Below are 14973 nucleotides of genomic sequence, written 5' to 3'. Positions count from 1 at the left end.
GCAAATTCACTGATCTTTTATAAATGAAAAAATTAGCTTTTATAAAAACGCCCTATTTTTGGCTTAAATTTTAAAAGATTTTGTTTGTTAATCTTTTGTGGCTATAATGCGAAATAACAAATTTTATTATTAAGGAATTATTATGTTTGAACTAAGAAAACTTCCGTTTGACGCAAACAACAACGCAGTAGTAAGTGCTAAAACCTGTGAATACCACTACGGCAAGCACCACGCAACCTATGTTGCAAACCTAAACAATCTCATAAAAGATACAAAATTTGCTAACGCTTCATTTTACGAGATCTTAAAAAATAGCGAAGGTGGCCTTTACAACAACGTCGCACAAGTTTATAACCACGACTTTTACTGGGACTGCATCGCTAAAAAAAGCGAGATGTCAAGCGAGCTAAAAGCTGCGATCGAGGCAAATTTCGCAAATTTTAAAGAGGAGTTTTTAAAAGCAGCTACAACGCTTTTTGGCTCAGGCTGGGCATGGCTTGTATTTGACCCAAGCAGCAAAAAACTAGAGATCGTGCAAACTAGCAACGCAAAAACTCCAGTGAGCGATGGCAAAGTGCCACTTCTAGTCGTTGATGTTTGGGAGCACGCTTACTACATCGACAACTTCAACGCTCGTCCAAAATACCTAGAGACATTTTACGAGAATATAAACTGGGAATTTGTAAGCCAAGCTTACGAGTGGGCGCAAAAAGAGAGCCTTGGCTCAGTTGAGTTTTACACAGAAGAACTACATAAATAATATCTGGCGGGACCTCCCCGCCTTTAAATTTCTGCTTTTTATTCAAATTTAACTATCAAATTTATCATTTTAAAAGAGTGAAATTTCTCGTTTTAGCAAGTGGTCTTTTTATAAATTTACAGCCAGCTTGAGCTAGCTTATCTTTAAATTTCTACTTTCTAAATTTTAAAATCATCAAATTTCTCTGCAAAATCACTTTTTGAAAGATAATGCGAGTTTAAACGGCTCAAATTCTCCTTTTGGCAAAATGACTTCTTTTAAATTTAACACTAGCACGAGATATCTCACTTTCAAATTTCTTTTGAGTTGCTAAATTTAGCAAGCAATAGACGCGATAGTTATAGCTTTGAAATGGCATAAAACGCTTGCTTTAGTGGTCTAATATATATTTTGGTGCGGTGGCTTTCACTTTAAATTTAGCGCTATAAAACGAAACCAAAACAACTATCTCGCCTTTAAATTTATGAGTAAAACTTACTTTGATATTTAAGAAATGGGGCAGTATTTGTTACTTCAAAATGCCCCAGTAGCTATTTTGTATCAAGCAAGGGCGGCTTAAATTTCAAAGCCACCCAGCCAAAATCATCTCTTTGAAGTGTATAAATTTATACCATTTTGCAAGCGTTTTAGCCCTTCAAGCACCCTTTCGCGTTGCGTTGCGATATTCATACGAAGGAAAAATCTATCTCCTCTGTAAGCGTTACCATCATTTAGCCAAAGTCCCGCTTTATCGCGCAAGAAATTCATAAATTCGCTCGAATCCTCGCAAAACGCACTGCAGTCAAGCCACAAAAGGTAGGTCGCACTCGATGGCAAGAGCTTCACTGGTAAGCCTTGCTCTTTTATGAAGTTTGCGACAACCTTTTTGTTTTCAAACAGATACTCTCTAAGCTCATCAAGCCACGCTTCGCCCTCGTTAAATGCGGCGATTGCGGCGATGATCGCAAAGGCATTTGCCTCGCCGACCTCATCGTAGTTGATGGCGGCATTTAGCCTTGATCTGATCTTTTCATTTGGCGTGACGACGGCTGAGCTTTGTAGGCCAGCTATGTTAAAGGCCTTTGTAGGCGAGATGCACGTGATGGAGTTGTTTTTGCACTCCTCGCTCACGCTGATAAATGGCACGTAGCTTAGCCCAAGATCAGTTATGTCGCAGTGAATTTCATCGCTGATAACCAAAACATCGTACTTGTAGCAAAGCTCGCCTATCTTTTTAAGCGTCTCCTTGTCCCAAATTTTGCCTATTGGGTTGTGAGGATTACATAGAAGCATCATGGTAGTTAGCGGCTGAGCTAGCTTTGCCTCTAGGTCGTCAAAGTCGATCTCATAAGAGCCATTTTTATAGACGAGGTCGTTTGATAAAATTTCACGTCCGTTGTTTTTGATGCAGTTAAAAAAGACGTGATAGACAGGCGCTTGCACTAAAATTTGATCTCCTGGGCTGCTAAATCTCCTAATAGCAGTTGAGATAGCTGGTATGACGCCAGTGCAAAAGCACATCCACTCGTTCTCTAAGCTCACGTTGTGACGTCTTTGCCACCAGCTCTTTATCGCTTCGTTCCACTCTTTTGGTATGAAAGAGTAGCCAAAGACGCCGTTATCAAGGCGCTTTTGCAAGACACTTAAGATCTCAGGTGCGGCCTTAAAGTCCATATCTGCAACCCACATCGGCAAAACATCGCTCTTCATACGCCATTTTGATGAGTTTGTGCCTTCTCTGCTTACTAATGTGTCAAAATCGTACTTCATAGCTTTTCCTTACATAAAATTTTAAATCAATTATAACCCAAAAGATACTAAGATGATTTAAAAATTTAATACCAAAAAAGGAAAAATGATGAAACTAGCTCGGGCTCTCATCCTAAGATCTGACACGCAAAAGCGCATCGAACAGCTAAAAGTTAGATTGCTTTGCAACGCAAAAACGCAGGAGAATGAAAGTCCAAGCGAGGATCCAAAGCTTCTTTTAAAAGAGCTTGACAAGCTAACAAGTGAGCTTTTCACGCTCATTTGCTCTATAAATTTAACAAACGCAAGCGCAAAATTTGATGGCATGAGCCTCACTGAGATGATCGCTAAAAAGGACGCTTTGGTGCTAAAAGCAAACGTGCTTAGAGAATTTGCCACAAGCGCTAGCCAAAAGGTCGATCTTTACTCAAACAGCGAGATCAAAATTTTAAGCACGGTCGATGTGAGCGCACTTCAAAAGCAAGTAGATGCGCTTTCAAAAGAGATCAGAGAGCTTGAGATGAAGCTTCAGGAGGCAAACTGGTCGGTTGATCTAGTAGAGTAAAATTTATGGTAAAAATTTAGCCAAAAGCGAGTAAAAAACCATACATTGGCAGCTTGCGAAGACCAGGCAAAAGCTTAAATTTAGTCTTAGCAATCTTACAACTGCAAATTTAAAAAGCACTTTTACTACCACTTACTGGTTTGGCTATATTTTGGGTGGGTTTGGGGAAAATTAATCTTTATCATGTAAAATTTCATAAATTTTTAAAAAGGAAATTTATGAAACTAGACACTCTAATCGTAAAAGGCATCGAAGCTAAAAATAACCCAAACAAAGCGGTCGTTCCGCCTGTATTTTTAGCTAGCACATTCGTGCAAGATGACCTTGAAAATTTTCAAGAATTTGCCTACTCACGCGGCAACAACCCTACAAAAAAGGCGTTTGATGATATCTTTGCTAAAGTCGAAGGTAGCAAATACGCATTTAGCTTTGCTTCAGGCATGGCAGCAACAGCAGCCGCACTTAGCCTTATAAAAACAGGGCAAAAAGTCCTGCTAAATAGCAACGTCTATGGCGGCACATATAGATATGTCACGAGCGTTTTTGAAAGCCACGGCATAAAGAGTGAATTTATAGATGATCTAAATTTTTTAAGCGAAGATGACATAAGCGACGACGTGGCAGCCATCTTCATCGAAACTCCATCAAATCCTCTTTTAAGAGTGACTGATATCGCTAGAATTTCAAAGATCGCTCACAAAAAGGGCGCTCTAGTCATCGTGGATAACACATTTTTGACGCCTTATTATCAAAAAGTGCTTGAGCACGGAGCTGACATCGTGGTATATAGCGCTACAAAGTATATCGGCGGACACGCTGACGTGATCGCTGGTATCGTCACGCTAAACGACGATGCTTTGGCTGAAAAGATAAAATTTGCTAAAAACACGCTTGGTGGCATCATCAGTCCGATGGACGCATACTACCTAATACGTGGGCTTAAAACGCTTAGCGTTAGGTTTGATAGACAAACACAAAACACCCATAAAATCATCAAATTTTTAGAGAATAATGACGCCGTTAGCGTGGTGCATTTCCCTGGCTCATACAGCGAGCAAGAGGCAAAGATGCAAGCGGCTCAAGCAAGCGATATCGGCGCTCTTATCTCATTTGAGCTTGATGAAAAATATGATGTAAATAAATTTGTAAAAGCGCTAGAAATTTTTGATCTAGCAGTGAGCCTTGGTGGCGTAGAGAGCCTTATCTGCAGGCCTGCAACGATGACGCATGAGGCATATCCAAAAGAGTTGCTAGACAAGATCGGTATAAAGCAAAATTTGCTTCGCCTAGCCATCGGCATCGAAAACGTCGATGATCTAATAGCCGACCTTGATCAAGCGTTTAAAAAAGCTAAAAAATAAGGAGAAATCATGGCAACTACAAAATTTAAAGGTAGTGAGGTAAATTTAAGCGGAAATGAGCTATTTGTCGGCTCTTATGCGCCTGAAGCAAGAGTCGTAGCGCAAGATCTTAGCGAATTTAGCGTGGGCGGAAATAACGGCATAGAGGTGCTTGTCTGCTTGCCTTCTCTTGATACTGGTGTTTGCGCGGCAGAAGCACGTAAATTTAACGAAAAAGTGGCTGGAAAACACGGCGTAAAACTTAACATCATCTCAAACGACTTGCCATTTGCGATGGGGAGATTTTGCACGACTGAGGGCATAGCAAATTTGCGCGTGGGAAGCGATTTTAGATACGGCGAATTTGCCCAAAACTACGGCATGCTGATGAGTGACGGGGCACTAAAAGGACTACTTGCAAGAGCGGTCTTTGTCATCAAAGATGGCGTCATCATCCACAAACAAATCGTCCCTGAAGTGACCCAGGAGCCAAACTACGACGCAGTTTTTGACGCGATAAAACAAAGCGGCGGATGTGGTTGTAGCTGCGGCTGCCATTAAAATTTAAGCTAACGCTGCTTTTGCGGCGTTAGTCTATGAAAACAACAATAAATTTATATATCTCCAAAAAAACGCCAATCTAATCACTGTGTTACAAATTTTAGTTCAACAACCTGTAAATATAAAGTATAATAGCTCATTATAATTTTCGTGATTTTAAATTTTGCACTATAAAAATTGTTATTTGGAGAGCACAATGAAGTTTGATTTAAAAAGGTATTATCGTAGTTTTATATATAGCAACTTAAATGATACGACGATGCTGATATGTGGCATCTTAACTGTCTTTTTCTCTTTTCTTGGGCACTCCATTGAAAATGGCTTCTTCTCTGGCTTTCTAAAATCAGCCTACCAAACGCTAGCTCTATTACTTGGAAACTATGATTTTAAAGCAACTAACATTGTCAGTAAATGCTCACTTTATATAGCTATAGTCTTTACTCTATTTTTTTACTGTAGTGTTTTTATTAAACTACTTGGCAAAAAGCTTAGAACATGGTGCTTTTTAAAATTTTTTGCAAAAAATCATATCGTGATATGTGGTGCTGGAGATATGGGATATGTCTTGGCCAAAGATATCTTAAACAAACATCAAGATAAAAAACTATTAGTCGTGGATATAAATCCTACAAATGATAATGTAAATAGTATATGCACACTTGGTGGATATGCAATATCTGGCAACGCTATCGATAAAGATGTATTAAACAAACTCAATATAGCAAAAGCTGAAAAAATCATCCTTATGACTGGAAAAGATATATCAAATTTAGAAATTCTGGACGCTATCACTAAAGTTATTCCTGAAGCAGATAAAAACGATCCAGATAATAAAAAAAATGTATACATACATTTAGAATCAAAAGAAAACTACGAAATATTGCCAAGCATAAAAAGAAGTGGTATCAATATAAAAGCATTTAGTGTTTATGACAATGCAGCACAAACACTATTTATGAAGCACCCTCTAGGTGAGAATGTAGATACAATAGATAATGATAGTGTAAATCTTGCTATAGTAGGCTTTGACGCAGCAGGGCTATCTGTGCTATACCGCGCTTTGACCTTAGGTCATTTTTTTAACGGCAAACCACTAAACGTAACGATCTTTGATAATAACCACGAAAAAAAGAGAGCAGAATTTTTAAAACTATATCCTATTAGCTTAAAGGCAGGTGGTATAATCAATTGGAATATAGACTTTAAAGATGATGGAGAGTTATTTAACAAAGATGGAATAGAAAATTTTAACCAAATCATTTTTTGTAAAACCAACGTTCAAGCAAGCCTTACTGATATAGCTAGGATCATAAAAAATCAATCAGCTCATTTGAAAAACAAACAGTTTTTTATATTTATAGATAAACACGATGGCATAAAAGGTATTGCAAATGATATCAAGATAGACAATATAGACAATAAAAACAAAATAGACATTATACCTTTTGGCAATTTCTCTCAAATTTGCTCTTACGATGTCGTTGTAAATGAGATATACGACAAAATGGCCATAAGGGCAGATCAACGATATAATGAGCTTCACGACCCTGGGACAAAACATGAGACAAAATGGAATACTCTGTCACCTTTTTTGCAAGACTCAAATAGAATGCAAGTTGAACACTTGCCTATAAAACTAAAAGTACTAAATCACCTTTTAGAGAATAGTCAAAACAAGGTGCTTCCAAAATATGGTGATATAGAAAATGAGGCGAACAATAGATGGTATAGCCTTAACGGGAAACCGACTTCTGATAAAAAGAAGACTGACATCTGGAATGATATCCAGAAGGCTAATATTTTAGCAACGTATATAAGTCTTGATGACATAGAAAAATTAGCCAAAATGGAAAAACATCGCTGGAATGCTTTTCATATTTTAAATGGCTGGACTACTATACCAAAACCAGAGGGGCAAGACTATCCTTATAGAAAGGATGACAATAAAAAAGAACACGCTCTTTTGATCGGCTGGGATGAACTAGAAGAAGCTTCTAAATATATCGTTAAAGATGGCATTAAAAAAAATCATAACTACAAAAGTGATGATGTAGAGACAGTTATGAGAGCTTACGATATGATAGTTTCAGCTTTTGAAGATGATAAAATCTTGCAAGATAAAAACTCCATCTATTGCAAAGAGATATTCGAGTTTAAACAAAAAATAGACAACATCAAAAACAAATGAGAACCATTTTCCTAGCGGCTAAATATATAGCTATACAAAAAGGCAAAGACATTATAGAAGCTGAAGATATAGCAAAAGCAGTAAATTCAGTTGAAGTGACTGATCCTAATTTTAAAAAAATCTTAGCATCGATTGGTCTTAAAAGGTCTAAAGATAGCACTAAAATAGATGAGTTTGCTATTAACATTGCAATAAAAAATAATACTGTTAAATTTTCTGATGAAGCGAATAAAATAAAGAGGGCTCTTGAACAAAATGGATATGGCTTTAACACAAATATTAGCAATCTTAAAAAGATATATAAGAGCGAACCACAAGAAGAAGCATGGCATACAAATCAAGGATGCTTCTCTCTCATTAACAAAATAAAAAAAGAACTAGAAGATAAAATTTACTCTCAAGAGCAAGCCATAGAGACAATACTAGATAAAGTCGTAACCTTTTACTACAGAAAAAACACAAACTCTCTAAAAGCCATCTTCTTTTTTCTTGGACCGCCAGCCACTGGCAAGACCTATTTGGCTGAAATATTAGGGGAAATTTTAACTGGTTATTCTACTAAAGTCTTTAATATGAGCACATATCAAGGTGAAAATCAAAATTTTGCCCTTACTGGACTAAGTGCTGGCTATAAAAATGAAAGAGAAGGCGATCTAACTAAATTTGTAAAAGAGCATCCTAAGTCTATATGCGTGTTTGACGAGATCGAAAAAGCCCATCCAAATGTTCAAAATGTCTTTTTAGACATTATGGCTAGGGGTAAAACAGATGATGATTTTACTAAAAAGACTGTTGATTTTAGTGAATGTATTTTTATATTTACATCAAATTTAGGTAGCGAGCTCTACTCTAATAAAAATTTCTTAAACACTATGGCGCTAGAGGTAAATTCTGCTCAAAACATCATTTTAGAAACTATCAGCAGAGAGAAAAGCACTGCTTATAGCAGAGGTGAAGCAGAGCCTATCTTTAAACCAGAATTTTTATCTAGACTAGCTCAGGGCGAGATAGTGTTGTTTAACAAGCTTACTTTTAATGCGCTACTACGTATCGCTAGAGAAAATTTCCAAACCGATATGAGAAATTTTGAAAAAGCTTTTGACTTAAAAATCGAAATGCCAAAAGAGGAAGAGTTGCTATTAAAAGCAAATTTACTTACATATCTGCCATTTATCGATGCAAGATGCATAAAATCAAAATTTAGCCAAAAGATATTTGATAATATAACAGATCTTTTGAGAAGCTACCAAAAAGATATCAAAAAGATCAAATTTATCATAGATAGCGAAGCTATAAAGTCACTAGAGAATGTTATAAAAGACGATCCAAAACAAAACGATGAATTAATTATGAATTGCTTTAGAAAAAATCAAACCTTAAAATTTTTAAGCAAGATCGAAGTAACAGGCAAGACATTATTTATTAAGTACCACAATGCTTACATAGCCAAACTGCCAAAATCAGTTGATTATTCAGATGAGGCAGGAAGCATAGTTGCTGATATACCTAGTATCAAATTTGATGATATAGCTGGGCATGAAAAAGCCAAAAAACGCTTAAATGAGATAGCCACTCTTTTAAAAAATAAAGAAAAAATAGTAAATTTTAATATAGATGCGCCAAAGGGTATATTGCTTTATGGACCTCCTGGCACTGGTAAAACCATGCTTGCAAAAGCATTTGCAAACGAGGCCGAACTTCCTTTCATAAGCACTACTGGAAGCGAGCTTTTAGATATGGAGTTAATGAAAAAAGTATTTAAAAGAGCTAGGGAGTATGCCCCATCTATCATTTTTATAGATGAGATAGATGCTGTAGGCAAAAGAGATGGCAGCAGGCTAGATATTTTAATCAATCAATTTTTAACTGAAATAAACGGTTTTGGCGACAGTTCAGATATTTTTATCATCGCCGCTACGAATTTAAAAGAGAAATTAGATCCTGCCATTTTACGTTCTGGTCGCATAGATATACATATCCATATCGGTATGCTAGATAAAGAAGCTCGTGGATATTTCATAGACAAGATGCTTAAAAATCCAACCATAGGCAACATAAATAAAAGCAAGCTTATAAAATTTAGCGTAGGAATGAGCGGGGCTGATTTGCAAAAAGCATATAGAGAAGCGTCCCTAGAAGCTTTGCGTAACGGGCTTGAAGGCATTAGTGAAGAGCTAATTTTAGAGCATATCAACAATGTAAAATACGGCGACAAACTAACTGGCAAAACCTACGCACAGATACAAGCTGAAACAGCATATCATGAAGCAGGTCACGCCATTATCTCACATATATTAATGCCGCACGTAAAAATAGAACAAATAACGGTTGAGCCAAGAGGCAAGGCATTTGGTTTTGTAGCCTTCGATAGAGAAGAGGATGTTAAAAATTTAAGCTTTGATGATATCAAAAACCAAATTTGTGTCTCTTTTGCAGGTAGAACAGCAGAAATTTACTTTCAAAAAAATGAAGGTATAGACACTGGCGCGACTAACGATCTAAAAGTAGCAACAAATTTAGCCTATAATGCCGTTAAAAACTACGGCATGAGCAATATAGGATATATAAATTTAGAGTCTATTGATAGCTTTGGTGGTAAATTAAATGACAAAATAGATAACGAAGTTCTAGAAATTTTAAAAGAACAAAAAATAAGATGTGAGCAGCTAATCAAAGAAAACGAAGATAAGATAAACAAACTAGCAAAACTCCTTATAGAAAAAGAAGTTATTGATGAAGATGAGTTTTTAAAACAGGTTAAAGACGATAATTAAGCCTTAAAATAACCTAGGAAATGCCATGAAAAAAGCCTTTAGATTATTCGTATCTTCTACTTTTGAAGACTTTAAAATAGAAAGAGACCTGCTTCAAAATGAAGTCTTCCCTAAGATACGAGAGTATTGTGAAAGCAAGGGCTTTTCCTTCCAGCCTATAGATCTTAGATGGGGCATAAACAATGAAGCCCAACTAGATCAAAAAACTCTACCAGTTTGTCTTAGAGAGGTGAGAAACTGCGCATCATATCCACATCCAAATTTTCTAATCATGCTTGGCGATAGATATGGCTGGGTACCACTTCCTTATATAATAGACAAAAAAGAATTTGATGATATACGAAAAAATTTAAAGAGTTCAGATAAACAAATATTAGACGAATGGTACCGATTAGACAAAAACCAGTTAAGTGAAGATAAAGACCGTGGATGCTATATATTAAAACGTAGAGACGGAGCTTTTGTAAAATACGAAGAGTGGTATAAAGTTGAAGAAAAAATACGCCAAATATTGCAAAAAGTCTCCGAAAATTTACCAGAAGAGAAAAAGAAAAAATATTTTATGTCTGCTACTCACCATGAGTTTGAAGAGATATGCAAAAACGAAAGCAACAAAAATTTTATAATCCCTATCTTTAGGCAGTTTAAGAACCAAAAGCAACCTCGCAATCAAAATATCGAAAATTTTAGACAAAGTGTAGAAAACAACATACCAAAAGGGTGCAAACACAATATCATTAACGAAGAGATTGATGATAAATTTAAAATATACTCTAAAGCTAAATTTATAGCGCAGATAGTGAAAAAACTAAAAGCAAATATAGACGCGGGTATAAAAGAGTTGAGTAGTGCTCCAGAAAATTTTGAACACAACATATTTAAAACACAGCAGATAGATACATTTTTAGGCAGGCAAAAATCACTAAAAAAGATTGCCAGCTATTTAGACGATGAAACTAACACGCCACTCATCATATACTCTCACTCTGGTATGGGTAAAACAACGCTTATGAAAAAAGCGATCGAAGAGGCAGAAGAAGCAACCCTTGGTAAAGCTCGCATTTTTTATAAATTTGTTGGAGCTGATGGTAAATCCTTTTATAAAAGGGATTTATTAACCGATCTCATCTGCGAGATAGAAGGCACATCAAAAAAAGACGACCTAAACAACCTAAGTGAATATGATTTTGACAAGTATGTCAGCGAATTGCTCTCAAGCGATAAAGATGAAAATATAGTTATTTTTATAGACGCACTTGATCAGCTTAAAGCAACAGATCAACTCTTTTGGCTACCGCAAAAACTTGGTAAAAACATAAAGATCATTTTATCTGTTTTAAAAGATGAAGAATTTAGAGATGACAGCATTTATTTTGAAAATTTGATCAAAAAATATGGAGATAAAAACACCATAAATTTAAACAATGATAGTTTAAGTAGTGAGGCAAAAGGACTATTTGAAAATTTCCTTGGAAAACATAAAAGGACGCTAACAAAAGAACAAATAAACGAAGTAGAAAATAAATTTAAAAATGCAAACTGCTCTCCTTTGTATGCATTTATCGTATCCCAAGAGCTAAAAAATATAAGCTCAAACGACAAGATAGATATCGCAGACGATATACCTAGCGCTATAAATGAATTTATAGATAACCTTGAAAATTTATACCATCAAGAAAAGCTTCTTATACAAAAGGTCTTAAGCTACATAGCCTTTAGCAAATACGGCATTAGCGAGAACGAGCTACTTGACCTACTATCAAAAGAGATAAAAAGCGACAAAAAATTTTACAACAAAGTCTTTTTTATAAAAAATGTCTCTTTGTCTAAAAATATATCATTCCCTATATCTCTTTGGGCAAGCTTATCTAGCCTACTTGAGCCATTTTTAACTCTTGTTTATAAAGACGATAAACTACTCATAAACTTTTTCCACAGGCAGTTTATAGAGACTATCTCTAAAAGATATGAAAAATACAAACAAGAAACGCACTTGAAACTAGCAGAGTACTTTTGTAGCTTTGAGAAAAAAGAAAAACTATGGGACGAAAGATACTATTCACCAAGAGCTCTAAGCGAGCTATTTTACCATCTATACTACTCAAATTCTAAGAAATTTGAAAAATATCTAAACGATCTAGAACTTATCGGCAGCATATATGATCATTATAAATTTAAAGATTTCAGAGAAATGTTGGATAACCTAGATGAAGATAAATTTTTGGCTCAAAAGAGCTTCTACCGAGAAAAAGACTATCTTTTCAATGATAATACGAACTATTTTAAACCACACATTGTATTGTTTCAACTAGCTTATGCAGATGGTGAAGACTCACAGCTAACTATATCCGCCAAAAAGCTCTTAAGGGCTGGCAAAGTAAATTTCTGCTGGCTTAAGTCTAGCAATATACCCGCAAATTTTACCAGGACTGGACTACTAGCGATTTTAGACTGGAAAAGTATTGAAAAACTATCAAATGGGAATTTTTTTGTTACAAACCATGAAGGCAATCAATGTCTGTTTTCTGAAAATTTCCAACTTTTAGCAAACCTAGGAGTAAATGACTGGAAAAGTATTAAAAAACTATCAAATGGATTTTATTTGATTAAAAAACTTAAGGGCAACCAATGTCTGTTTTCTGAAAATTTCCAATTTTTAGTAGAGCTGGAGACAGAATACGGAAGCTATTATGAACTAAAAAATGGTAATCTCTTACGTAAAATATATGAAACTATTGACAATGAAGACATAGAATTTATTATAACTATTACAAATAATGGACAAAATATAACTCTGCCAAAAAAGATAATATTTGAAAAAGAACTAGAGAATGGTGATTTGCTGCTATATGATGGCAAAAACTATGGCGTATATTCTGTTGATCTAAATTTAAAGAAGCAATATTCAAACAAAGAATTTGACTTTTTTATGATACAAAAATACGAACTAGATATGCAAGATAACTATAAGTATTATCTAGGACAAGATATCAAGATTGAAAGAATTGCTGATGATTACACATATGATGAAGATGGCTACCCAGCAATTCCGCTTTATAATTACAATATCTATGACAAAAAAGACAGCTTGCTCATAACGGCACAAGATATTACTCTTTTTAAAAATAAATACATATTGTTAAAGATTAACAAAGACAATAACACAGCTCTTCATATCTACTCTCTTAATATGAAACTTATAAAAGTTATATCACTAAGCATTAAAAGCTGTTGCGTAAAAGAGCTAACTAATGGTGATATACTTTTAGACAACAGCGCCATACTAACCAGTGAATGGGAAATAAAATATAAATTTGAAAAAATAACACTACTTAATGACAATACTCTGTTAGTAGCTGATAAAAATGGCACCTCATTTTTTGACGAGAATTTAAAAAATATCTTATTTGTAAGCGATCTCAAATTTAAAGATATCATAGAACTAAAAAATCAAAATTTACTCATATATTTCGAAAATCACATTGATTTTTTAACCAGTGACCTAAAAACTTCAAGAACCATTGCAACAAAAGAGAAGTCTGACTTTTTCAGCACCAACGATATCCACATTAAAGACTTTAGTAACGTCATAGCTTTATATAGAGACCGTATAGATATCAAATTTTACGAGACAAAAACCGGAAAACTCACTAAAAAACTGCCAGTGCAATATGATATAGACATTTTAGAGGTTTTCGACAACAAAGTATTAATAAGCTTTAAAGAACTAAAAAAGGCATTTTTATATAGTCTAGAGCAAAACTATAACAAGACGCGCAATTTGAATGTCCAGATAAAAAAGATGGATATCTTTGCAAATAATTATACAGTGATACATTTTAGCAACGGAAATGTCGATATATATTCCAAAGATTTCAAAAATAAAAAAACTTACGAGCATTGTGATTATATAGAGATACAAAAAGACACCTTTGCCATCAAAGAAAAAAATGGCGATATATATATAATCAATAAAGAACTGAAAACTATAAAATACATAAAAGAGCCATATACTATAGGAGAATACCTATCAAATGGCAACATACTACTATATGAACTAGAAGATGGTGTTGTATTTTACAACAGTCTTTATATATATCTAAGAAGTGACAATACCATTAAAAAAATAGATGCACCAGTATTTGGCTTACTTGGATCTAATGTTGAAATAAATACAAACAATACTAGAAATAAAATTATCGTTGAATACTTTGTCTACCACAGCGAACCATATGAAGGCGCACCATCTGAACTTGTGTATTTTGAAAAGTATACATACGATAAGAATGGAAATAGTATAAAAAATGCTATAGAACATGAAAACAAAAATATATCTTGTGAGGTTATCAAGAAAACCAACAAAGGAGCAAAACTAAATCTCAAAGATAATGACTTTACAATGGAAGTATTTTTTAAACACTATAGTAAAAGATATACTTATTATATACAAAGTTATGGATCAAATATATTGTTAGATAAAAATAATAACTTTATATTAACTTGCCAATTTACTGACTATAAAAACGAAAGATATTATCAAGATATAACCACAATATATAGCCGCAATAGTAAACGACTAAAAACCATAATAGGCACTTCTGTTAAAAAACAACTAAGTAATGGAAATATACTGATGACCTCTGGTGATCTCTACTCACCAAAATACAAATACATAAAAAGACTATATGGAAATTTTATAAAAGAACTTGATGATGGTAGTTTAATCTTTACCGAAAACGACAAAACATTTTATTATGACGCAGACTATAGACTAGTAAATAGTAGTAGCACTTTTAATATAGATGCCACCAAACACGAGAAATTTGACTATGTGCCAGACAAGCGTATTTTTATCTATCACTATGATCCAAATAGACCAAGAGTTATAGAATTTAATCATGGATGTAAAGTAAAAAATTTTAAAGATTACTATGTAGTAGTATTTAAACATGGCATCGCTATCTTATATAAATATATCGATAAGAGAAAATTTTTCTATATACCAGAAGAAACAACAGTGATAAAAATATATAAAAATAAATGTTTGGTTTATAATG

Annotated in this window: 8 protein-coding genes; 7 read left to right on the top strand and 1 reads right to left on the bottom strand. The window is 34.4% G+C overall.

Going from position 1 to position 14973, the window contains the following annotated elements; all coding sequences use genetic code 11:
• The first annotated feature begins 142 nt into the window (after positions 1–142).
• The gene (sodB, locus tag CYP05_RS04305) at positions 143–760 is read left to right on the top strand and encodes a superoxide dismutase [Fe] (protein ID WP_103642097.1); all 618 of its coding nucleotides are present in this window, start codon (positions 143–145) and stop codon (positions 758–760) included.
• Between the two features lie 582 nt (positions 761–1342).
• On the opposite strand, the gene CYP05_RS04300 is transcribed toward sodB, so the two are convergent.
• The gene (locus CYP05_RS04300) at positions 1343–2509 is read right to left on the bottom strand and encodes a MalY/PatB family protein (protein ID WP_103642096.1); all 1167 of its coding nucleotides are present in this window, start codon (positions 2507–2509) and stop codon (positions 1343–1345) included.
• An 88-nt stretch (positions 2510–2597) separates the two neighbouring features.
• Here CYP05_RS04300 and CYP05_RS04295 point away from each other — a divergent pair, with 88 nt between their 5' ends.
• From CYP05_RS04295 to CYP05_RS04270, 6 genes are all read left to right on the top strand, one after another.
• Entirely contained in the window at positions 2598–3053 is a 456-nt protein-coding gene (locus tag CYP05_RS04295) for a DIP1984 family protein (RefSeq protein ID WP_103642095.1), read from the top strand.
• Positions 3054–3271: 218 nt separating this feature from the next.
• Positions 3272–4414 (top strand): trans-sulfuration enzyme family protein, encoded by a 1143-nt coding sequence (locus tag CYP05_RS04290; protein ID WP_103642094.1) that lies wholly within the window; start codon positions 3272–3274, stop codon positions 4412–4414.
• A gap of 9 nt (positions 4415–4423) precedes the next feature.
• A complete protein-coding gene (gene tpx / locus CYP05_RS04285) occupies positions 4424–4954 on the top strand; it encodes a thiol peroxidase (protein ID WP_103642093.1) in 531 nt (176 codons plus the stop codon).
• Positions 4955–5150: 196 nt separating this feature from the next.
• Positions 5151–7142, top strand: coding sequence for an NAD-binding protein (locus tag CYP05_RS04280; RefSeq protein ID WP_103642092.1), 1992 nt, complete (start codon positions 5151–5153; stop codon positions 7140–7142).
• The gene (locus CYP05_RS04275; RefSeq protein WP_103642091.1) at positions 7139–9916 is read left to right on the top strand and encodes an AAA family ATPase; all 2778 of its coding nucleotides are present in this window, start codon (positions 7139–7141) and stop codon (positions 9914–9916) included. The genes CYP05_RS04280 and CYP05_RS04275 overlap by 4 nt, the downstream gene beginning before the upstream one ends.
• Positions 9917–9941: 25 nt before the next feature.
• The coding region (locus tag CYP05_RS04270) for an ATP-binding protein (RefSeq protein WP_141090277.1) at positions 9942–14973 on the top strand (5032 nt) is incomplete at its 3' end.

The organism is Campylobacter concisus (assembly GCF_002913545.1).
Taxonomy (GTDB): domain Bacteria; phylum Campylobacterota; class Campylobacteria; order Campylobacterales; family Campylobacteraceae; genus Campylobacter_A; species Campylobacter_A concisus_AV.
The sequence above is the reverse complement of the archived record's forward strand: the minus strand, read 5'-3'. Positions and strand labels throughout refer to the sequence as shown.

Bases quoted from the DNA above. Each gene is read 5' to 3' on its own strand.
- sodB (WP_103642097.1), top strand. From the start codon at position 143: ATGTTTGAACTAAGAAAACTTCCGTTTGACGCAAACAACAACGCAGTA.
- CYP05_RS04300 (WP_103642096.1), bottom strand. From the start codon at position 2,509: ATGAAGTACGATTTTGACACATTAGTAAGCAGAGAAGGCACAAACTCA.
- CYP05_RS04295 (WP_103642095.1), top strand. From the start codon at position 2,598: ATGAAACTAGCTCGGGCTCTCATCCTAAGATCTGACACGCAAAAGCGC.
- CYP05_RS04290 (WP_103642094.1), top strand. From the start codon at position 3,272: ATGAAACTAGACACTCTAATCGTAAAAGGCATCGAAGCTAAAAATAAC.
- tpx (WP_103642093.1), top strand. From the start codon at position 4,424: ATGGCAACTACAAAATTTAAAGGTAGTGAGGTAAATTTAAGCGGAAAT.
- CYP05_RS04280 (WP_103642092.1), top strand. From the start codon at position 5,151: ATGAAGTTTGATTTAAAAAGGTATTATCGTAGTTTTATATATAGCAAC.
- CYP05_RS04275 (WP_103642091.1), top strand. From the start codon at position 7,139: ATGAGAACCATTTTCCTAGCGGCTAAATATATAGCTATACAAAAAGGC.